The sequence below is a fragment of the Acinetobacter sp. YH12129 genome (assembly GCF_013418685.1).
Lineage (GTDB): Bacteria > Pseudomonadota > Gammaproteobacteria > Pseudomonadales > Moraxellaceae > Acinetobacter > Acinetobacter amyesii.
In genome coordinates, this window is sequence record NZ_VPBP01000002.1 from 18,249 (window position 1) to 40,676 (window position 22,428).

Annotated in this window: 22 protein-coding genes; 9 read left to right on the forward strand and 13 right to left on the reverse strand. The window is 42.3% G+C overall.

The genetic code is table 11. The annotated features are described in order from the left end of the window. Positions 1-61: 61 nt before the first annotated feature. The 4 genes from recD to FTU65_RS01375 all read left to right on the forward strand — a co-directional run bounded on the left by recD (position 62) and on the right by FTU65_RS01375 (position 6,755). Complete coding sequence (gene recD, locus FTU65_RS01360; RefSeq protein WP_373886719.1) at positions 62-1,849, forward strand: exodeoxyribonuclease V subunit alpha; 1,788 nt, start codon at positions 62-64, stop codon at positions 1,847-1,849. 868 nt (positions 1,850-2,717) lie between these two features. After that, on the forward strand, positions 2,718-2,987 hold the full coding sequence (gene rpsO, locus FTU65_RS01365) for a 30S ribosomal protein S15 (protein ID WP_005007057.1): 270 nt from the start codon (positions 2,718-2,720) through the stop codon (positions 2,985-2,987). Positions 2,988-3,260: 273 nt separating this feature from the next. After that, a complete protein-coding gene (pnp, locus tag FTU65_RS01370; RefSeq protein WP_171262611.1) occupies positions 3,261-5,348 on the forward strand; it encodes a polyribonucleotide nucleotidyltransferase in 2,088 nt (695 codons plus the stop codon). A gap of 138 nt (positions 5,349-5,486) precedes the next feature. Beyond that, positions 5,487-6,755 carry a magnesium transporter CorA family protein gene (locus FTU65_RS01375; RefSeq protein WP_180066198.1) on the forward strand — a complete coding sequence of 423 codons (1,269 nt, stop codon included), beginning with the start codon at positions 5,487-5,489 and terminating at the stop codon, positions 6,753-6,755. Positions 6,756-6,790: 35 nt separating this feature from the next. Here FTU65_RS01375 and FTU65_RS01380 read toward each other — a convergent pair whose 3' ends face one another. The 11 genes from FTU65_RS01380 to FTU65_RS01430 all read right to left on the reverse strand — a co-directional run bounded on the left by FTU65_RS01380 (position 6,791) and on the right by FTU65_RS01430 (position 16,379). Continuing rightward, complete coding sequence (locus FTU65_RS01380) at positions 6,791-6,997, reverse strand: DUF2147 domain-containing protein (protein ID WP_180066201.1); 207 nt, start codon at positions 6,995-6,997, stop codon at positions 6,791-6,793. A 28-nt stretch (positions 6,998-7,025) separates the two neighbouring features. Further along, the gene (locus FTU65_RS01385) at positions 7,026-7,226 is read right to left on the reverse strand and encodes a hypothetical protein (protein ID WP_180066204.1); all 201 of its coding nucleotides are present in this window, start codon (positions 7,224-7,226) and stop codon (positions 7,026-7,028) included. A 184-nt stretch (positions 7,227-7,410) separates the two neighbouring features. Next, on the reverse strand, positions 7,411-7,674 hold the full coding sequence (locus FTU65_RS01390; protein WP_078192816.1) for a YdcH family protein: 264 nt from the start codon (positions 7,672-7,674) through the stop codon (positions 7,411-7,413). Between the two features lie 81 nt (positions 7,675-7,755). Further along, positions 7,756-8,094: a chaperone modulator CbpM gene (locus FTU65_RS01395; protein WP_111885626.1), complete on the reverse strand. Its 339-nt coding sequence runs from the start codon at positions 8,092-8,094 to the stop codon at positions 7,756-7,758. Positions 8,095-8,104: 10 nt separating this feature from the next. After that, positions 8,105-9,067 (reverse strand): DnaJ C-terminal domain-containing protein, encoded by a 963-nt coding sequence (locus FTU65_RS01400; protein WP_180066322.1) that lies wholly within the window; start codon positions 9,065-9,067, stop codon positions 8,105-8,107. A gap of 141 nt (positions 9,068-9,208) precedes the next feature. Further along, positions 9,209-9,673, reverse strand: a complete 465-nt coding sequence (locus FTU65_RS01405; protein WP_078192815.1) for a DUF2147 domain-containing protein — start codon at positions 9,671-9,673, stop codon at positions 9,209-9,211. A gap of 189 nt (positions 9,674-9,862) precedes the next feature. Next, a complete protein-coding gene (locus FTU65_RS01410; protein ID WP_168377964.1) occupies positions 9,863-10,327 on the reverse strand; it encodes a DUF2147 domain-containing protein in 465 nt (154 codons plus the stop codon). A gap of 284 nt (positions 10,328-10,611) precedes the next feature. Then, positions 10,612-11,064 (reverse strand): DUF2147 domain-containing protein, encoded by a 453-nt coding sequence (locus tag FTU65_RS01415; protein WP_180010246.1) that lies wholly within the window; start codon positions 11,062-11,064, stop codon positions 10,612-10,614. Positions 11,065-11,310: 246 nt separating this feature from the next. Beyond that, on the reverse strand, positions 11,311-12,186 hold the full coding sequence (gene hslO / locus FTU65_RS01420) for an Hsp33 family molecular chaperone HslO (protein WP_180066207.1): 876 nt from the start codon (positions 12,184-12,186) through the stop codon (positions 11,311-11,313). A gap of 50 nt (positions 12,187-12,236) precedes the next feature. Further along, positions 12,237-14,078, reverse strand: a complete 1,842-nt coding sequence (locus FTU65_RS01425) for a monovalent cation:proton antiporter-2 (CPA2) family protein (RefSeq protein WP_180066209.1) — start codon at positions 14,076-14,078, stop codon at positions 12,237-12,239. 78 nt (positions 14,079-14,156) lie between these two features. Beyond that, a complete protein-coding gene (locus tag FTU65_RS01430) occupies positions 14,157-16,379 on the reverse strand; it encodes a primosomal protein N' (protein ID WP_180066212.1) in 2,223 nt (740 codons plus the stop codon). A gap of 150 nt (positions 16,380-16,529) precedes the next feature. Between FTU65_RS01430 and gspF the strand changes: the two genes are divergently transcribed. From gspF to FTU65_RS01450, 4 genes are all read left to right on the forward strand, one after another. After that, positions 16,530-17,735, forward strand: coding sequence for a type II secretion system inner membrane protein GspF (gene gspF / locus FTU65_RS01435; RefSeq protein ID WP_078189785.1), 1,206 nt, complete (start codon positions 16,530-16,532; stop codon positions 17,733-17,735). A gap of 36 nt (positions 17,736-17,771) precedes the next feature. Next, positions 17,772-18,209, forward strand: coding sequence for a type II secretion system major pseudopilin GspG (gene gspG, locus FTU65_RS01440; RefSeq protein ID WP_078189784.1), 438 nt, complete (start codon positions 17,772-17,774; stop codon positions 18,207-18,209). A gap of 283 nt (positions 18,210-18,492) precedes the next feature. After that, complete coding sequence (locus FTU65_RS01445; protein ID WP_078192809.1) at positions 18,493-18,828, forward strand: hypothetical protein; 336 nt, start codon at positions 18,493-18,495, stop codon at positions 18,826-18,828. A gap of 250 nt (positions 18,829-19,078) precedes the next feature. Further along, positions 19,079-19,417, forward strand: coding sequence for a tRNA-binding protein (locus tag FTU65_RS01450; RefSeq protein ID WP_180065770.1), 339 nt, complete (start codon positions 19,079-19,081; stop codon positions 19,415-19,417). 83 nt (positions 19,418-19,500) lie between these two features. On the opposite strand, the gene lnt is transcribed toward FTU65_RS01450, so the two are convergent. Continuing rightward, complete coding sequence (lnt, locus tag FTU65_RS01455; RefSeq protein ID WP_180065772.1) at positions 19,501-21,060, reverse strand: apolipoprotein N-acyltransferase; 1,560 nt, start codon at positions 21,058-21,060, stop codon at positions 19,501-19,503. Continuing rightward, positions 21,057-21,896 (reverse strand): HlyC/CorC family transporter, encoded by an 840-nt coding sequence (locus FTU65_RS01460; protein ID WP_078189781.1) that lies wholly within the window; start codon positions 21,894-21,896, stop codon positions 21,057-21,059. Before FTU65_RS01460 ends, lnt begins: the two co-directional genes overlap by 4 nt. Before the next feature lie 200 nt (positions 21,897-22,096). On the opposite strand from FTU65_RS01460, the gene tusA reads away from it, so the two are divergent. Beyond that, positions 22,097-22,354 (forward strand): sulfurtransferase TusA, encoded by a 258-nt coding sequence (gene tusA / locus FTU65_RS01465; protein ID WP_111885617.1) that lies wholly within the window; start codon positions 22,097-22,099, stop codon positions 22,352-22,354. Positions 22,355-22,428 lie beyond the last annotated feature (74 nt).

Here is a 22,428-nt window from a genome sequence, read left to right on the forward strand (position 1 = left end):
TGTGGAAAATGATCAAAAAGCCTTGTCAGCACAGCCTTTGCATGCGGGACAAGAAAATACTGTGGAAACGCAGGTTTTAGTTCCCCAAAATCCCCAAGAAAAAGCTGATTTAGATGAGGTTTTGCCGGATTGGATTGACTATTTAATCCAACATTATTTACCCAATCAGGCCAGTCATCCTGCTGCAAATCAGTTAATTCAACAATTGATGCAAGCCGTGGAAAAAGGCGATAGTTGTATTTTGGCCGAAGATGCGCAGATTCAATGTTTGGCTCAGATGGTTCAGCATGAGCAAGCTGAAAAAACACCTGTTGCGCCTTTTATTTTTGATTCACAGCGACTTTATCTTTATCGCTATTGGGCACTAGAAAATGCTTTAGCCAAGCAAGTTGCACGTTTAAAACAGCAAACAGAGCAAAATCTCAATCAAACGCAGATGCTTAATATTGAAAAGGATTTACTGACCGATCCCCATCAGATCCAAGCACTGCACATGGTGTGTCAGCACAATTTTAATATCATTACCGGTGGGCCTGGGACAGGTAAAACTTATACCTTGGCTCGGATTATTGCCGTGTTGAATGAGCAAAATCCAAATTTAAGAATTGCGATGGCAGCGCCGACAGGAAAAGCGGCGCAGCGAATGGAAGAAGCCTTACAAGCAGCGTTTAAAGATCCTGCATTGCAGCATTATTCGATTATTCACAAACATTTGAAACCCGTAACTTTGCATCGTCTATTGGGTTTAGGGACGCGCGCTATCCCGCGGTTTAATGAGCGCCAACGCTTACCCTATGACGTCATTGTGGTCGATGAAGCCTCCATGTTGGATTTAAGTTTGGCGCAGATGCTATTCGCGGCAATCCCTCAACACAGCAAGCTGATTCTCTTAGGGGATGCAGAACAGTTGGCTTCGGTCGATGTTGGCGCTGTTTTGGCCAACCTTCAGGATGTCGATGCCTTACAAGCCAACCGTACCCATTTACAGACCAGCCGCCGTTTTGTACAGGGTGCAGCCATTGGTGAGTTTGCTCGTTTTATTCAACAACAAGAACAACAGCAAACAACCACTGAAGTTCTGGCGAAATTCGAACATCAGGTGGTATCTGCATCCGAACTTCAGCCGATTCAACTGACACCGAATATGAGCGATGTGATTCAGTTGCAATATCTCCCCGACGCTACGAACAGTGCGGCACATTGGGCAAAATATTATGATCAACTGATGTATGGTTTTCAGCCCTATGTGGCATGGTTAAAACAATGGCCAGAGCAACCCGCTGAATATGCAAATTGGTCAGCCCAATTGATTCGCTATTTTGATGATTATCGGATTCTATCGGCCATTCGACATGGAAAATTAGGCTTACACGAACTCAATCAGCAGATTGAACTTCGGGTCTTAAATACCTTGGGTGTGTTGAAACAAGGGGATTGGTATGTCGGTCGTCCAGTCATGATGACCTATAACGATTATCAACTTGGACTATCAAATGGTGATATCGGGATTTGCTTAAAACGACCGATGACGGAAAAGTCGCAGTTTGAGGTTTATTTTCCAAGTTTGGATAAATGGGTGGTGGCAACACGGTTACCTAAAAGTATAGAAACCGCCTATGCCTTGACCATACATAAGTCTCAAGGTTCTGAATTTACCCATACGGCGGTAGTTTTGGAAAATCATGCTACCGAAATGATGAGTAAAGAGCTGATTTATACCGCCATCACTCGTGCCAAAAAAGTGGTGAGTTTGCTTGTTGCAAAAGATGCATTGGCAAAAGCGCTTATAAAAAGAACAGCGCGAGTTAGTGGTCTGTTAGAAAAAATTAACAATCACCTACCTTTGTAAAGCCTAGGCAAAATGTACCGTATTTTGTAAGAAATGGCTTACATCGATTCAGGAGATTTGCGCATAGAGCTTTTTAGAGCTTTTTGAGAAGATGACTTCACAGAAAAAGAACTCAACACGGATGGTTGAGTAAAATCGCAAAAGTATAAGAATAACGTCAAAAGACAGCGAACTTACAGTGAAGTAAGGAAATAGGAAACTTACAGCCGCTAAGCCTTGTAGTTTTGGGAGAGACTACAGGGCTTTTTTATGTCTGGAAAATAAGAAATGCCTATACGCTGTAACAGAAAAGAAATAGAGCTTAACTGATGTACGAAAAAGCTTACATATAGATACGAAAAATACGACTTTTATCTAATAGCCGTTGTGGCAAAATCTACCACATAAGGAAGTGCAAGTTAAAACATGGAATGTTTGACATAAGGACGCGGAAAAGCGCCACATAAAACAATAAATAATAAAACAATAACTAAAAAAGAAGAAACTACAGCGCAAAAAAGCCCGAGCCCAGCTCGGGCTTTTTTTTAATCATTCCAGTTTGAGTTTTGCATGCTAAACATCGAGTGGCAAAATATATCAAAAAATCAGTTTAAAATTCATTCAATGACATCGCATTCAACATGTTAGAAATATGCGGTTTTGTGTCGCATAAAGTATCGAAACATATAAAAAATTTATAATGGAATCGATGTGAAAAAAAAGGCGCTATTATCGTCATGAAAACCTGACGAAGTCGGCCATCTCTTTTTGCAATTGGGACGATTTTCCCTTAATATAATGCACTTGCTGTAGTGATGCACGGCAGTCAGCTGATTTATCAGTTGATTCGTATCAAAAGTTAACTTTATAAGCATCTCGGAGAAATCGAATGGCTTTAACAAACGCAGATCGCGCAGAGATCGTTGCAAAATTCGCTCGCGCTGAAAACGACACTGGTTCACCAGAAGTTCAAGTAGCTCTTTTAACTGCTCAAATCAATGATTTACAAGGTCACTTCAAAGAGCACAAACACGACCACCATAGCCGTCGCGGTCTTATCCGTATGGTTAACCAACGTCGTAAGCTTCTTGACTACCTTAAAGGTAAAGACGCTACTCGTTACAGCGCATTGATTGCTGCTTTAGGTTTACGTCGTTAATTCGATTTAAACTTTTATTTTCGGACTATTGCATGCTTAGTGCTGTATTACTGAAAACTAAAGTCTATCCAACCTTGGTTGGATAATGGGGAAGGGGCGTTGATTCGCTCCTTCTTTGTGTCTCAAATTAGCATTTTTAATTAATGTTTTTAATATCTAGTGAGGTCGGCTTCTAAGCTTTGTCATTTATGTTGCAGCGTTTGGGGCGTTGAGTGAATGCCAAACCTTAGGGGTCTCCACTAGAATAAAATCAGGAAAAAATAAAACATGTCGATGTTTAATATTATTCGTAAAGAATTCCAATACGGTCAGCATCAAGTTGTCCTAGAAACAGGTCGTGTTGCGCGTCAAGCGAACACTGTAATCATCACTATGGGTGGTGTACAAGTTCTTGTTGCCGTTGTTGCTCAACCAACAGCTAAAGCAGGTCAAGACTTCTTCCCATTGACTGTTAACTACCAAGAAAAACAATATGCTGCAGGTCGTATCCCGGGCGGTTACGGTAAACGTGAAGGCCGCGCGTCTGAAGCTGAAACTCTTATTTCACGCTTAATCGACCGTCCAATCCGTCCGTTGTTCCCAGAAGGTTACTACAACGAAATCCAAGTGACTGCGACTGTGATTTCTTCTGACAAAACGATGGATGCTGACATTGCTGCAATGTTAGGTACATCTGCTGCACTTGCAATTGCGGGTACGCCTTTCCGTGGTCCAATCGGTGGTGCGCGCGTTGGTTTAATCAACGGTGAATACATCCTTAACCCGAACCACGAACAGCTTAAAGAATCTGACCTTGACCTTGTGGTTGCAGGTACAGAATCTGCAGTATTGATGGTTGAATCAGAAGCGAAAGAACTTTCTGAAGACCAAATGCTTGGCGCTGTATTGTTCGGTCATGACGAAATGCAAATCGCGATCCAAGCGATTAAAGAATTTGCTGCGGCTGCTGGTGCAACAGAGTCTACTTGGACTGCACCTGCGAAAAACGAAGACCTTCGTGCAAAATTAAAAGAAGCGTTTGAAGCGAAAATCTCTGAAGCATACACAATCGCTGTTAAACACGATCGTTATGCAGCACTTGATGCGCTTCAAGCTGAAGCTGTTGCTCAATTTGTTCCAGAAGAAGACGTTGACGGTATCGCTGACGACTTAGCTGAATTATTCGAAGACCTGAAATACCGTACAGTACGTGACAACATCTTGTCAGGTAAACCACGTATTGATGGCCGTGATACTAAAACAGTTCGTGCGCTTGACGTACAAGTTGGCGTGTTAGACCGTGCTCACGGTTCTGCATTATTCACACGTGGTGAAACTCAGGCGTTGGTAACAACAACTTTGGGTAATACACGTGATGCGTTAATGGTAGATACATTAGCGGGTACGAAAACTGACAACTTCATGTTGCACTACAACTTCCCTGCATACTCTGTAGGTGAAACTGGTCGTGAATCTGGTCCTAAACGTCGTGAAATCGGTCACGGTCGTTTAGCGCGTCGTGGTGTACAAGCTGTACTTCCAGCAGCTGACCGCTTCCCGTACGTGATCCGTATCGTATCGGACATCACTGAATCTAACGGTTCATCTTCAATGGCTTCTGTATGTGGTGCTTCTCTATCACTTATGGACGCAGGTGTTCCACTTAAAGCGCCAGTTGCGGGTATTGCGATGGGTCTAGTCAAAGAAGGCGAGCGTTTCGCAGTTCTTTCTGACATCTTGGGTGACGAAGACCACCTTGGCGACATGGACTTTAAAGTAGCAGGTTCTGCAAACGGTATTACTGCACTTCAAATGGACATCAAGATCGAAGGTATTACTGAAGAGATCATGGAAGTTGCATTGAACCAAGCGTATGCAGGTCGTATGCACATCTTAAATGCAATGAACCAAGTAATTTCACGCGCTCGTCCTGAAATCTCTATGCACGCGCCTACATTCCAAGTGATCAACATCAACCCTGATAAGATCCGTGATGTGATTGGTAAAGGTGGCGCAACGATTCGTGCGATCACTGAAGAAACTAAAGCAGCAATCGATATCGAAGATAACGGTACAGTTCGCGTATTTGGTGAAACTAAAGCGGCTGCTTCTGCTGCTGTTGCGAAAATCCAAGCGCTTACTGCTGAAATCGAACCAGGTACAATCTACACTGGTAAAGTGATTCGTATCGTTGAATTTGGTGCGTTTGTAAACATCCTTCCAGGTACTGATGGCTTACTTCACATCTCTCAAATTTCTAACGAACGCATTGCGAACGTTTCAGACGTATTATCTGAAGGTCAAGAGATCAAAGTACAAGTTGCTGATGTCGACAACCGCGGTCGTATCAAATTAACCATGAAAGACATCGAACAAGCTTAATGGTTTGTTGATTCACAGGGTTTCGGCTCTGTGAATGGATTCTAAAAAGCCTTGAGTGCAGTCAGAGTATGAACTTTGACTTGCTCAAGGCTTTTTTTATGGCATCATGCAAAAAGTAAACACAATAATAAATGAGATATGCAAACCTATTATTTTTTTCAGCATCCAACAGCCGCGCATATCTATGTGCAAGACCAAGTGCAATGTGAGCATCATCCTGAACTTGAGCCTGAGTTTATTTGGATTGATTGTACCCGTGAAGATGTCGTCAACCGCCCTGAGCAATGGCAGCGTGAGATTATTCAGGCGTGTGATCTACGGGTCAATGAATATCATCTGTGGGATATTTTAAATCTAGAGCATCCGTGTGCCTTTGACACACTCGATGATTACGATTTATTAATTTTTAGAAAAATGGTCACCCCCGATGACCAAATTGTTGCAGGCGCCGACGCGCTTGAAAAGCATGAGCGGGTCTTTGGTTTGGCGACCACCCCGATCAGTTTTTTGATCACGCCCCAAGTGCTGATCACGGTGCGCGAAAAAGGCAACAAAGCCATTGAAAGTTATATCCAACGGATTGAAACCTTAATTTCTCGGCCGATTGATGAACAAAATAAACCACGAAAATTAGCCCTTACACCCTTAGATTTGGCATTGCGTTTACTGAATAATATGGTGGATGGATACTTGGATTTACGTGTTCCATTGACCCGCCGTGTCGAGTTTTGGCAGCAAGAATTGCTGCAAGGGCATCGGCGTTTTACCAAGTGGCATCAACTGTTGCAGGAAAATATGGCTTTTCAGCAAGTGGAAAATTTGTGTGAAGAGCAAATTGAAGCCTTGCAAGAACTGCGTGATGAAGTTGTAGATAATTACCCACATTTAAAAGGCAAAAAGCGCAGTGAAAAGCAGGATATCATGCTGGTTCGGGTAGATGATTTAACCAGCCATATCGAACGCATTCAAAAACATACCACACGATTACGCAGTGCCGTGCAGGCCGCCATTGATCTGCATTTTTCAGCCGTTGCCAACCAAACCAATGAAAATATGCGTATTTTAGCGATTATTACGGCGATTTTCGCACCATTAACCTTATTAACCGGTATATACGGTATGAACTTTGAGTTTATTCCGGGACTCAAATCGCCAACCGGTTTTTGGATCATGCTCGGCATCATGCTGATGACCACGATTTTACTGCTGTATTATTTTTATCGACGGCATTTGGTCGGGCGCGGTGAAAAAAGCGTGATTGATATGTTGGCACAGCAGCACGGCGATCAACACATGAATCTGTTTTGGTTTATGGATTATGAACCAATCAAACAGACGGTGAAGGGCACAGTCAAAGGTACGGTTAAAACCATGAAAGAAATTGAGAAGCTGACGAAACTCAAATAGTTCGCGTCAGTTTCTCTGATGGGTGGGTTTAGTTGCTAATCATTACGAATCCATGTGGTACTACGTCCGAGTGCAGACACGCCAATATAGCCGCGCATGGTTAAACGTTTGCCATTTGCACTCAGCTTGCCTTTGCCTTTATAGACATTGCCCGAGAGGGGATCCAGCACGGTTCCATTGCTATATTGATTTGGATGTTGTGGGTCTGGTTTAAATTCTTTGATAATTTCGGAACCTATCAAAACCCATTTTTGAGTTTGCCATTACATTTTAAGCATACTTCAACCAAGGGTTTGTACGGCAATGGGCATATTGCAGTGAGTGTTCCACTATACGTCCCGTCGGCATTTTTAACGACGGTGACATCGCCGCGTGAATATCCTGTTTGGTCATCCATGGTTTTTCAAATACTCGTTTATCACTGGCATGCAACAGAGCGCTGAAACTGAGTAATGCCACCCAATAGGACATGATGCATGTGCATGATGAATCCTTTGTCATGATGTAATTGTTTTACATTTTGTTTTTTAAAGAATCTGCAGTACAACGCGATTTGACCGATCCTTATGGTCTTAGTAATTCAATTGCGTAGCCTCGTGGGTTGTACTGCGAACGACATGCATCATGAAAAATCCCCTATACATGAATCGATATCTCAAGAGATATCATCATTTTCGTTACTTTTCAGCAAGCGATAAATTTCATCTTTTAGCTTTAATTTCTTACGCTTAATAGTCTCAATATCCGTGTTATGGTGATTGACAGGATTTAATTCCAATTGAATAATTTCACGATCTAACTCATCATGTTCTTCAAAGATCCGTGCAAAATATGGATTTTCATCACGTAACTGAGAGACCAAATCACGGTACTCAGGAAACATGTTTTTGACTTTTTTATTGCAATCTCGTGTTTTCATGGTTGTCGATCACTTCCTCTACAAGACAAACTCTACAAGAAAAGAAAAACGCCCTGCGAGGCAGAGCGTTCATGATTACATTTAATGTGAATGAAACTGTTGGTGTTTGACTTGGCGACGTAGTTGTTGAACTTCGTCAATTAAATCAAGCATCATAGCGACCGCAGTAAAACTGGCATCGAAATCTCGTTGAAGCCGATACGCACGCCGTGCGCGAGATATATCATCGCCAAAAAATTGATGAATCCTGTCTTCTGAACGGCTAGGCAGAATATCGTATTCGAGTAGTTGCAGAACCCATTCTGGACTTTGCCCACAGGCAGAGGCAAAGTGTTGTAGATCAAAACTACTTTTTTCGTCTACGATTTCAGTCTGTTTACATCCGTCACAGACAATTTCACGATAATGAATTGTTGTCATGGTGCTCTCCTTAAGACTGTCGTGGATTAAATGACGGAAAAGCTTGAGCAAAAGCCGCATAAGCTTGTTGCTCTTGTTCTGTTTGTACAGCTGGTATCACTATATTTAAAACCAGGTAAAGCTGTCCGGGTGTTTTGTTTGGTATCCCTTTGTCCTTTAATCGTAGCTGCTGTCCAGTACGCGCATTTTTAGGAATCTGTAGCTCTAATGTTTTGCCATCAGGACTGGTAAATGCAATTTTTTGACCCAATGCTGCTTCCCAAGGACTGATATTCAGTTGTTGGAAAATATCAGCACCTTCTACACGGGTTTGCTCGGTTTGTTTATACAAAATTTCAATGTATAAATCACCAGCAGCTCCACCGTTATAGCCAGCTTGCCCTTGGCCGGAGAGTCGAATTTGTTGACCTGATTTCATGCCTGCAGGAATTTTGACTTGTAGGGTTTTACGTTGAACTTCAGGCTCACCATGGGCATTTAAGCTCGGAATCTGCAAGGTGATATTCTGCGTTGCACCATGAAATGCGATTTCTAAATCCACTTCTAAACTGGCGTGTTGGTCTTCACCACGGAAGCTCTTGGTTTGGCGGTTTGCACGTTGATACTGATAGTCACCGCCACCAAAGCCTTGCCCAAAACGACCAAACAAGTCTTCAAATCCACTAAAGTCCGCATGCTGACCATCAGTCGTCGATTGGCGATAAAACTGAGATTGGTCAAAACCATCTTGGTTGCCAGCATTAAACCCAGCAAATCCTTGAGGATGATCGAGTTCAAAATCGTATTGTTTTTTCTTTTCGGCATCACTCAAGGTGTCGTATGCAACATTAATCGCTTGCATACGCGCTTCAGCATCAGCCTCTTTACTGACGTCAGGGTGATATTTACGCGCCAATTTTCGATAGGCTTTTTTAATTTGATCTGCCGAAGCATCTCGGGCGATCCCTAAAGTTTGATAGTGATTGTCTGGCATACTCTCTGTATAAATATTGATCATGTTTAAATCAATATAGAAGGGTTCATCAAACTGTCATAGGGGCAAACAGCATCTTATTGTTTCAAAACATGACAATAAAAAAGCCTCACGAGGAGGCTTTTAAAAACACATTTAAAATTAATATTTTATCCAAGTGACACTACGACCAATCACAGATACACCAACATACCCACGTATAGTTAAATGTTTTCCTGAAGCACTAAGTCTTGCTTTGCCTTTATAGATTTTTCCACCAATCGGGTCCAGAACTTTACCGTTTTGGAATTCACGTGGATTTTTTGGATCTTGTTTAAAGTCCCAAATAAATGGCAAGCCGATAAAAGGTTTATTTTTCAATTCACCTGGGCAGTTCGAGCAGACGCCCATTTTTTCAGTGCCAGGGACATTGCGTGTGGTGACAATGATGCCTTCATAGCTTCCATCGGCTTTTTTGCGAATTTCAACGTCTGCACGCGAATATCCTGTACGGTCATCGACGGTTTTCCACTTCCCCACTAGCGGATCGGTTTCCGCAGCGATTGACAATCCTGACAAAGTGCTAAGTAGTATTCCGGCAAATAATTGTTGATATATTTTTTTCATTTCATCCCCTGAAAATTCAGAATTGTGTTTTTAGAGTAACTTGCCTAAGTTATATATAAAGTCCTACAAAATCAATGTGATAGTTTGTGATGTATTTGGCATATTTTTTTAAAACACTGCTTTAATATGGAGTTTTTACTCTAATTTTTAAGTTAAAAAATGGCCTTTAATGATTTAAAGGCCTCGTGCTTAGTTTTTGACCCAAGTGACATTGCGTCCAATTGCAGAGCCTTCAGTACGACCATTGATGATCAAATGCTTACCATTATTCATCAAACGAGCGCGTGCATTGTAGTGCTTGCCTGATTTGGGATCGAGCATCACTCCACCCACAAATTCATTGGGCTTTTCTGGATCAGCGCTTAGGCCGCTTAAAGTGGTTAAACCGACCATGGGTTTATTTTTCTGAGCACCGGTGCATTGCGTGCATGTCGAAACATTTGCCGTTCCCGGTACGCTTCGGCTTTGGATAATAGTGGCCGAATACAGGTCATGCTTATCTTTACGAATCACCACATCGGCAAGGGAATAACCTGTTCGATCATCAATGGTTTTCCATGTCCCCACTAAGGGGTCAATCGCTGCAAAAGCAGAGGATAAACTGCAGATGGAGAACATGCCGAACAGGATAGAAGGGAGGAATTTAACAGCCATACAATTACCCACATTACACAAAAAGCGGATGCCTAAAACTTAAAGGCATAAAAATATTATGGGTTTAATGTAGCCTGAAATAATATGAATATTCTAGTGATTTTTTAAGAATTGGTATTTATATTTTGAGCCAAAACATGAACGAGTTGGCGCTAAATGAGGTTTATGCTGAACGTCTACGCACTAGTAAAATAGTCGGAATTCATCTCAAAGTAGATTATTATCGGCATGATGAACTCGTCTGGAGTTGAGTTCATCATGCCAATGAAAGCCGAATGGCCGCTTTAGTTGACGCGGATCCAAGATACCGTCCGGCCGAGAAGCGTGGTCCCGACATACCCTCGAAGTGTCAGGACATTGCCGCGCGCATTCAATTGCCCTTTACCTTGATAGGTATTGCCTGAAAGTGGGTCGATCACCTTGCCATCGGTATAGGCATTCTCTTTTGCATTATGTTTAAAGCCAGAGAAGATCGGTAAACCAATTAAGGGTGCATTTTTGAGTTTACCTTCGCATTTTTCACAAATCGTGGTGACAGGGCGGTTAGGGATGGCATGTACTTTGGTGATTTTACCGCTATAGCTGCCGTCTTTTAATTTGGTGATTTGGACTTCAGCACGGGCATAGCCTGTTTTGTCATCTATGGTTTTCCATGTCCCGACGAGGTCTGCTGCATGTGCTGTTATTGGGCCAAAGTAGAACATGGCTAAAGCAATAGCGAGTGTTTTGAGTTTCATAATTTATCCAGTTTTTTTTACATTATTTTTCAATTAAAAATAAAGCTTTGTTGGTTTTATTGACTTTATTTCTGGCGCGATTCTACTCGAAAAAAAATTGATCGCAAATACAGCTGATCATGTTGAGGTTCTAAAGTTCGAAACCATTCGTCTAAGCGGAAGAAAGTAGCTGTTTTGAATTTAATCGGAATAATAAAAAAGCACCCCGAAGGATGCTTAGATTTAGGCTTTTAATCATGCAATGATTTAGCTGAGGTGTTGACCAAAAAGGGATAAAGCTTCTTCTGCAGTAAAGGTATATTTTGTATTACAGAATTGGCAATCCATTTCAATTGGGTTTTGAAACTCTAGGGTTTCACGAACTGCAGCAACACCAATTTGTTCAAGTGCTGTCGCACAGCGTTCTTTTGAACACGTGCAGCCAAATTTTAAGGCTTCAGTTTCAGGTAAACGAACTTCTTCTTCGTTATATAAACGATATAAAATTTCATTTGCAGATAAAGACGTTAACTCATCTGCTTTTAAAGTCTCAGTCAGCATGGTTAAACGTGGCCATAGATCTTCATCGACACGGCGTTGTTCTTCTTCGCTATTCCGAGGTAATAACTGAATCAGTAAACCACCTGAACGACTGTTGCTGCTTGCTAAGACGATACGTGTTGGGATCTGTGCAGATAAATCATAATATTGCATCAAGCAACCCGCTAAATCCGGTTTGTCTAAAGGTACAATCCCTTGATAACGCTCACCAAATTCAGGCTCGATATTAATGAAAAGTACTGGGTTTACCAAGGCTTTCAGTACTGTGCTGCTGTCTTCAGCGGCTTGAAAGTGCGGGTCTTCTTCATAATCTGCAAGTGCGCGAACTTCACCGAGATGATTACATTCCGCCATTGCCCATTTAAATGTGCCTGCAGCCTGAATTTGTAAGCTAATACGACCTTTAATTTTTAAGGTACTGGCCAACAAGGCAGTCGCGCTGAGCATTTCACCCAAGAGAATTTGTACAGCAGGTGCATAGTCACGCTGTGCAAGAATCGTTTGTAGGGCTTCTTCAAGATGAACCACTTCTCCACGAACAGGGCTATCTTCAATAAAAAAGCGTTGGCGTAAATCTGACATAAAATTCTCCATAACCCTGCTTTAATGGTGACGATATTGTAAAACACAAGTCATTCATTATCATCTCTTGTGACATCAATACGATGACGTTGTAAGCTGCGTTGTAAATCAACACCTGTAGGTTTTTCACGGGCTTGCGCATCGCTTTCAAACAAATGTTCCAGTTCAGCTAAAGCGTTACGATGCGTTTCATAAATTTTTTGTTCATCGGTATAGATTTGCTGCTGTTGAGTCAGCAGTTTTTCATCATAATCACGGAACAATTCGATACTTTTATAGGCATCTTCATCGCTGATGCCTAAGTCGCACAGCATGTGATAGGCCATTCCTAAAGAGGATAAATAGGTTTCACGCCAAATATGCTCAATCCCCAAATCACGCAGCAGATGCACCTGATGACGGTCACGCGCACGGACCAATAATTTTAACTGAGGGTAATTCAGGCGAATATGACGCGCCACGTTCATCGAGTCTTCAATATCATCTATGGCAAGGACGAACACTTTGGCATGTTCAATGCCCGCAGCGCGTAAAATATCTGGTTGTGTGGCATCGCCATAATATAGATGACCACCATAATTACGTACGAAATCGACTTTGTCTAAGTTGCTATCAATGGCGGTAAAAGACAAATGCTGTAAATGCGCCACACGAGCAATGATTTGTCCAAAACGTCCAAAGCCCGCAATAATCACAGGATTATGTTCATCCGGAATGTCGTCATATTCGGGGATGGTTTTTGGATTAAAACGTGGCAAAATTTGTGATTGTATTAACCAGTACAACATAGGGGTCAACACCATCGACAAAGTGACGATGAGGGTTAATGGCTCCAAAATGGCTTGCTGTACGACATTTTCACTTTTCGCCACACTAAAGACCACAAAGGCAAATTCACCGCCTTGAGCCAAACAGGTTGCCAGTAAAATACTGTTACGCCATGTATTTTTAAGATAACGCGCAATCGCGGTAAGTGACGCCATTTTGATGAGCATCAGTGCCAACGCACCACCGATAATGAACCATGGTATTTCAACGAATAATGACAGTTCCGTGGTCATGCCCACGGTCATAAAGAACAGCCCAAGTAAAAGCCCTTTAAACGGAGCAATACTGGCTTCGAGTTCATGGCGGAATTCAGAGTCGGCCAATAGCACGCCTGTTAGAAAGGCGCCGAGTGTGGTACTGATGCCGAGTACATCCATCAACACCACGACACCCAGTACAATAAATAAGCCGACAGCGGTGATCAGTTCATGCGCGCCACTTTTCGCGACGAAGCGGAAAAACGGTCGCATTAAGTATCGACTAAATAAAAATAAGCCTGAAAAAGTCGCAATGATGGCAGCGAAATAGGCGATTCCGTGATGTGATGATTCTGTCCCTGCGAGCAGGGGGATGACTGCAATCAGGGGAATTGCAGCCATATCTTGAAACAGCAAAATCGAAAAGGATTGTTGCCCATAGGTGGTGTTTAATTGCTGCTTCTCACTCAGCATCTGCAAGACAAAGGCAGTAGAAGAAAGAGCGAGAGCGAAACCGATAACGATACTGGCTGCAATGCCTTGTTGTAATGCAAAAAAACTGCCTAGCGCTAAAAGCAGACCGGTCAGACCGACTTGTAAACTCCCCATGCCGAAAATAGAACTACGCATGCTCCATAGCCGCTGTGGACGGAGTTCGAGGCCGATCAGGAACATCAGTAAGATCACGCCAAACTCAGCGAGCTCTTGGATCGCTTGGGGATCACTGGCAATGTTAAAGACATCGGGGCCGAGCAAAATACCAGTGAACAGATATCCCAATACCGTTGCAATACCAAAGCGCTTGAGCAAAGGGACAAGCAATAAGGATGCGCCAAGGAAAATTGTGATCTGTAACAGTAGTGACATTTACTCGTCCTAGAGTTGTATTTTTGGTCGAAAGTTGCAATTCAGTATGACTGATTTTTCAGACTGAATTGTACGCGTTTAACTGAGTTCCTGTGGGTCTATATCGAGGCTCAATTTCATATTTGATGGCTTGTTATGCAAGATGTTTTGCCACCAATAACGCAGATAATAATGTAAGCGCGCACGATCTGTAGACAGTAAAACCATGTGGGATTGATAACGTCCCGCTTTGCGCTCCATCGGGGCAGGAATCGGCCCCCAAATGTCAATAATTCCAGCAGAGTCCTGACGCAGTAATTGGGCATGTTGCTGTAAAAATTCAGTATTGAGTTCTTGGTTTTTGGACTCACAGCGCACCAATGCGGCATAGCGAAACGGTGGCATTTGTGCCATTTCCCGTTCTTTCATGGTTTCTTTGGCAAATTTTCGATAGTCCTCATTGACCAAGATATTCAAAAGCGGATGGTCGGGTCTTAAGGTTTGTAAAAACACATCGCCTTTACGTTCACCACGGCCGGCACGCCCAGTGACTTGTACAATGAGCTGTGCAGTACGCTCGATGGCACGGAAGTCCACACTCAGCAGACCTGAATCGATATCTAAAATCGCCACCAAGGTGACGTAAGGGAAATGATGTCCTTTGGCCAGCATTTGTGTGCCAAGCAAAATGGCAGGTTCGCTTTTTTGAATTTTGTCATAGATTTTTTGCCAGCTGCCGACGCGACTGGTGGAATCACGATCGACCCGTATAACGTCATGCTGCGGAAATAGTTCATTCAGGCTTTCTTCAACCTTCGCTGTGCCCATGCCCACGGATTTCAGTTCTTGGTGATTACACTGTGGACAATGCTCTGGCATACGGTAAATGGTGCCGCAGTGGTGACAATGCAAGTGTTGATAGGGTGTGCGGTGTACCGTGAAATTGGCATCACAGTGCGGACATTTGGCCTGCCATGCACAGCTTTCACAAATTAAAACCGGGGCATATCCTCGACGGTTTAAGAACACCAATACTTGCTCTTTTTTTTCAAGCCGTTTACGGATTTCACCAATCAAAAGTTGGCTGATTCCATGCTGTTTCTGTGCCACTTTCAAATCAAGGATGTGCATTTTCGGCATGACCGCGGTGCCCGCACGTTGGTTCAATTCCAGTACGGTCATTTTGCCTTGTTTCGCCAGTGCATAACACTCGATACTAGGCGTGGCAGAACCTAAAATTACAGGGCATTGTTCCAGATGCCCACGGTAAAGTGCGACATCCCGAGCGTGATAGCGAAAGCCTTCTTGTTGTTTAAAGGACAGATCATGCTCTTCATCAATCACAATTAAACCTAGATTAGGCAGTGGGGTATAAATTGCAGAACGCGTGCCTAAGATAATTGACGCCTTACCTGTTTGCGCAGCTTGCCAAGCTTGCATACGTTTTGAATCGTTCAAACCCGAATGTAGTAGAGCAATATTGCAATGAAAACGTGATTGGAAACGGCTAATGGTCTGTGGGGTAAGTCCAATTTCAGGCACTAAAACCAAGACTTGTTTGCCTTGCTTTAGAACCTCTTGCATGATTTGTAAATAGACTTCAGTTTTACCACTGCCAGTTAAGCCATCGAGCAGGAAGGCCTGATATTTTTTACGTGCTTTTAATACGCTATCGATCGCTTTTTTTTGGTCAGGATTTGCAGTGAGTGGCATTTGCGCCATGCTCATGGGCATCGGGCTAAAGTCCTGTTCCGCCAAGACACATTGGCAGATACCTTTTTTCTCTAATGCTTTGAGTGTCGCGGTTTCCACACCTGACAAATTTAAAAGATTTTCACCTGTGCCTGTGGGATGTAATTTTAGTATTTTATACGCCTCTTGTTGACGCTCTGAACGTTTAATTTTGGCTTCAGCATTATGGTCAATCAGATTCCATGTCCGTGCCAATAAATTATAGGGCTTTCCTTGGCGTAACAGCGTCGGAAGGGCACTTTGCATCACTTCACCAATCGGAAATTGGTAATACTGTGCAGACCATGTCAATAAATTTAAAACTTTCTCATCTAAAATGGCACGATCATCAAGAAGTTCGGTAATGGCCTTGAGTTTAAAGCTTGAATCGAGTGGTGCATCGGGAGCAATTTTTTCCACGATGATACCGGTCAAATTTTGCCGACCAAAAGATACAGCAACGCGTGCACCTACTTCAGCTTGTTGGTATTGCTCTTGGTTTAAGCTGTAATCGAAGCAGTCGTATAAATATACCGGAACGGCGACTCGAACGCGGTAAATAGGTGTTGCAATGCTCGCTGAATTTGCCATAAAACGTGGATAAGTTCCTGATTAAATTTCGTCGTGATCGTAAAGGAGTTGTGTTAGAGTGAGCTCATATTTTATATCTAAGAATATGAATGATTTTGATGGTCAGACGCAACTGCGCTGATAGAAATTTTGGAAAATTAGAGCATTACAATGCCTGCATATCAGTTTACTGCCATAGACGCTTCAGGGAAGCAGCAGAAGGGTGTACTTGAGGGTGATTCTGCGCGTCAAATTCGTCAACAGCTCAGAGATCAGTCACTCATTCCAGTTGCTGTCGATCCGATAGAGCAAAAAGACAAACACGCGCAGCAGCGCTGGTTTCAAAAAGGGCTGAATGCCTATGACTTGGCTTTATTGACTCGCCAACTTTCAGTTTTGGTTGCCGCTGCAATACCATTAGAAGAAGCGATTCGTGCTGTGGGAAAACAAAACGAAAAAGCCCATGTGCAAAACCTGTTGATGTCGGTGCGTTCTAAAGTTTTGGAAGGACATTCTTTAGCCAACGCACTACAACAAGCGGGACGCTTTCCTGAACTGTATATTGCCACGATTGCAGCAGGTGAGCGTTCAGGTCATCTCGATCTCATTCTCGATCAACTTGCCGATTACACCGAAAATCGCTTTGCCATGCAAAAAAAAGTGCAGGGTGCGATGATTTATCCGATCATCCTGATGTTAATGTCTTTCGGTATTGTGATGGGACTCATGACCTATGTGGTCCCAGATATTGTCAAAACCTTTGATCAAAGCAAAGATGCCTTGCCGTGGATAACGGTCGCTTTAATGAAAGCCAGTGATTTTATTCGAATGGCCTGGCCATTTTTATTGGTCGGTAGCGTAGTCTCGATTTTTCTCTTGGTTCGATTCCTCAGAACAGCGGCGGGACATTATGCCTTTGACCGATTGACTTTGAAATTACCATTATTTTCCAAACTGTCTAAAGGCATTAATGCCGCTCGTTTTGCCAGTACCTTGTCGATTTTAACCAAGTCTGGCGTGCCTTTGGTCGATGCTTTAAAAATTGGCGCAGCGGTCAGTAATAATTGGGTGATTCGAGATTCGGTCAACCTTGCGGCAGAGAAAGTAACAGAAGGTGGTAATTTAGCAACACAGCTTGAGCGAAGTGGTTATTTCCCACCGATGATGGTACAAATGATCAAAAGTGGTGAAAGTTCAGGCGAATTAGATCGGATGCTCGAACGTGCGTCGACGATGCAAGACCGAGAAGTGACGACTTTAATTTCAACTTTATTGGCGTTGCTTGAACCGCTGATGTTGGTATTTATGGCGAGCATTGTACTGGTGATCGTGATTGCTGTGATGCTGCCAATCGTGAATATGAATAATATGATTTAAGACATTCGAACAATGATGTGAACAGAGATTTGTAACATGCAAGTGAAGACAAAAAATATGAAGCAACAAGGTTTTACTTTAATTGAAGTGATGGTGGTCATTGTCATTTTAGGTGTTTTGGCAGCGCTGATTGTACCGAACGTGATGGGCCGTGGTGAAAAAGCCAAAGTCGATACTACGGCGATTACTTTAAAAAGTGTCGCTGGCTCATTAGATCAATACAAAATGGACAATGGTAAATTCCCTTCAATGCAAGACGGCGGATTAAATGCTTTGGTCACTAAACCTGAGTCTGCTAAAAACTGGTTGCCAGGTGGCTACATCAAAGGTGGCTATCCAAAAGACAGTTGGGACAATGACATTCAATATGTGATTCCAGGTTCTGAAGGCCGTCCTTATGATCTTTATTCATTTGGTGCGGACGGTCAGTCTGGTGGTGAAGAAAATGATGCTGATATTTACTATAAACACTAACTGAGAATAATTATAAATTCAGTTTTAATGGAATTAATCACTTCACTTAATAGGGTGTTTCAATATTGAGTGAAGTGATAATAAATCTTAATTATAAAATTAATATTAAGTTATTGAATTTAATTTAAATTACATAATGCAAAATATGTGATATTTATAATAAGAATTATTCCCAATTTTATTGATTACAATAATCGCAAAATATGAATAAATATAGGCTTTTCATTTAAATAAAACCGCGCATAATATCTTTTATGGTACTTTTTTAGCCATGGAGGATAGCATGAAAGCATTATTATTAACGGATGAAATTAACCAATTTCATTGGTCTATGCTGAAATCTGTTCTTTTGATTTTAAGTATTCTGCCGATCAGTCAAGGCATTGTGTATTTATGGCAAAGCACTGAGGGCAGTAGCCAAATTATGGTGGGCTTCTTTGCCATGAGCTTAATGAGTTCATTACTGGCTTTAAGTTTTTGGTCTGCATTAAAAGCGACTGTGGCAAATTTAAAACAAGAACATGCATCTGCCATCGAACAACTGGTTGTTCGTCTTTATCGATATATTCCAATGGTATCTTTAGCTGCCATGCTTTCCTATTTAGTTACGCAGTTATAACCCCAAAATTAAACCTTCAAAACTGGAGCTTGCTCCAGTTTTTTTATGTCTCGTGTTAATGAACAGTTCGTAGCGTACATCAGTGCATACTTCTACATGGTACGCGCTCTAACATAACCTTGCTTTGTCCGTTTTGACGCATCGAATGTCTGTTTCACATATGGTCAGCCTGAATGAAATTTTTATAATCTTTACATATCAGATCTTAGATAGTTGGATGAAGTACAACAAAGAAAAGAAAGAGGGAAAAATGCAACAGATCGATTGGCAAGATTTTTTGAAAGTTGAATTACGTGTGGGGAAAATTGTGCAGGCTGAAGTCTTTGAGCAAGCACGTAAACCCGCGTACATTCTCCATGTGGATTTTGGAGAGGAACTGGGCATTAAAAAATCCAGTGCGCAAATTACACAGCTATATCAGCCGGAAAATCTATTGGGAAAATTGGTCGTTGCCGTCGTGAATTTTCCAAAAAAACAAATTGGTCCGATCCAGTCAGAGTGTTTGGTCACAGGCTTTCATAATGCAGAGGGGCATGTTGCTCTTTGTGTGCCTGATGCAGAGATTCCCCTAGGTACTAAGTTACTTTGAAAAAGTAAGGTGAGCTGGCACCCTGAAAGTTTATCAATAAAAAACCGAGCTTTGGCTCGGTTTTTTGATCTTTTGTAGCCGAATCAACGGCGTGATTTAAAAGAAATATCAACTTTACGCGGGCGATAAATCCAACCCAGAACCAATAAAAGGAAGGAGAAAATTAATATCGGCCAATCGCTGAGACGGGTATATAGAGTTTCACCTTGCATTGCTGGAAGCTCGCCACGTAAGACCGCATCCTTATCCATTGGCGCTTGTTTGACAATATGTCCGGTATGGTCAATAAACGCAGTAATGCCGGTATTGGTTGCACGAATAAACCAGCGCCCATTTTCTTTGGCACGCATTTGCACCATTTGTAAATGTTGATGTGGGCTTGCCGTGCCAGTAAACCAAGCATCATTTGAAATGGTGACAAGGAAATCACTTTGACTGGCATTACGACGGGTTAAATTGGGATAAGCCACTTCATAGCAAATCGCAGCCCCTAAATCATGACCTTTGACCTGTAATGGTTTTTGGTCGTTCGCACCACGTGAAAAACCACTCATGGAGGGGTCATTTTGCAACGCAGGTAACACCCAACTCAACATACCTGATAAAGGAATATATTCACCAAAGGGCACTAAGCGTTGCTTTTTATACAGCCCTGAAGCTTCATCACCAGTTGCCATAATACTGTTGTAATACATCGGGTGATTATTTTGCTGTGATTCGGCTAAATCCCAATAGGGAATTCCTGTGACCCATGCTGTTCCAGTTTTTTGGGCCTGCACATTCATGGCATCCAAAAATGGTTCAATGTCAGTTTGGAACATTGGAATCGAAGATTCTGGCCAGACAATGACATCACGGCCCCACTCAGTACGACTTAAGGTTGCGTATTTTATTAAGGTCTGAGCTTGGTATTCTGTTAACCATTTTAAATCTTGCGGAATATTGCCTTGAATCAAGGAAACAGAGAGTGGCTTGGTATTTTTAGGTTGTACAAATTGCAGTTGAGCAGCGCCCCATGCACCTACAAGTACGATCGCTGAAGGTACAATCCAGATCACACGTCTTCTGAGGATTTCGACCAGTGCACAGGCCAATAAGATGACCACAAATGAAACACCGAAGATCCCGAATAATGGTGCATAGCCATCGAGGAAACGTTCAGTAAAGGCATAACCTGCAAACAGCCATGGAAAACCGGTAAAGACCCAAGTTTTACTCCACTCGAAAAACACCCACAGTGGCGCAAAGGTCAGTGGGGTTTCTGGAAAGAAGCGGCGGTAGAGCCAACTCTGAACTGCGGTAAACAGCCCCATCACAATCGCCATAATGGCAATCATCAAAACACTGAGTGCTGAATTGGTATCACCATAGACATGGATTGAGGTATATAGCCAAAAAGCCCCGACAAACCATAAGCCAAAGCCATAAGCTAGACCAATGAAAAACGATTGTTTAGGTGCACGTTGACTTAGGCAGGCATACAACAGGGCTGGAGATAAAATTGCCAACCACCAATAATGATAAGGTGCCAGCGACAAGCTGAAGATGGCACCTGAAAATAATGCAATCAGCAAAGGATAGATGAAAGGTAGCTGTTTTTTTTGTTGTGAGTGGTTTAGCAGCTTATCAAAGTAGGTTCTCATTTACGGACAGCTCGGATCAGATGAATGGTACGTGCATCTGCCTCCAAAATGGTAAATTCCCAGTTTTCAAGTTCAATCACTTGACCTTGTAAATCACTGACCAAGCCCATTTCTTGTAGCAGTAAGCCGCCCACAGTTTCTACTTCATCATCTGAAAAATCAGCATCTAAAAGATTGTTAAAGTGTTCAATTGGTGTAAGTGCTTGAACCAACCATGTATTTGCACTTAGTGGGTCTTCATCTGGAATGATAAATTGAGCTTCTTCATCGACTTTGTCGTGTTCATCTTCAATTTCACCCACAATTTCTTCAAGAATGTCCTCTAAAGTGACTAAGCCTGAAGTTGTGCCATATTCATCAATCACTACAGCGATATGGGTTTGGGTATTTTTCAACATACGTAAAACTTGGTCAGAACGCGCGCTCTCAGGTACAAATAAGGGTTGACGCATTAATGCACGAATATCGACTTTGGTGGTCGGTTCTGTCAAAAATGGCAACAAATCTTTGGCCAACAAAATACCGACAACATTGTCTGGCTGGTCTGAGGAAAAGACTGGGAAACGTGAGTGTGCAGATTCAACAAGTACATGCAAAATATCTAATAGCTCATCATCTTCTTGCAAGCTGATCATCGCAGTACGGGGGGTCATGACCTCGCGGATTTTAGTTGCAGGTAAGTCGAGTACCCCTTCGAGCATGGCAACTGTATCGGGTTCTAAGAAGCGACGTGAATCTTGTACCAATTTCAACAGTTCGTCACGGGTTTCTGGTGCAGTGCCCAGCCATTTACGTAAGCCGCGCATGCCCCACGACGGGCCGGATTCCTCTTGCATGATCTTTCCTAAAGACTCTTAATATCTAATAAATGATGATTTTATCATACCGTAGAAAATACAGTTGTCTATTGTTAATGTTGATCTAGATGATGAGCGATCAAGTCATTTTAAGACGCTATCGTTTGCATTTTTCAAGCTAACATTCGGTCGTCAGGATTATGCTAAAATAGCCCTAGATTTTAATACTGAGTTTTCTAATGTCTGAGCCTTCTGTGTCCCCATCAATTCAATTAAACACCCGTGGCTTACGTTGCCCTGAGCCTGTGATGATGTTGCATCAAGCCATTCGTAAATCAAAATCGGGCGATATTGTTGAGGTTTTTGCAACAGATAATTCGACCTCTTGGGATATTCCGAAATTTTGTATGCATTTAGGTCATGAGCTTTTGCTTCAAGAAGAACGTCTTGATGAAAATGGAAATAAAGAATTCCATTATTTGGTTCAGAAAGGTTAATTTAAGAGATTGTAAAAAAATAATAATTATTAAGATGTTACATTTTTATTAATAAAATAGGCTGGTCAAGTCTG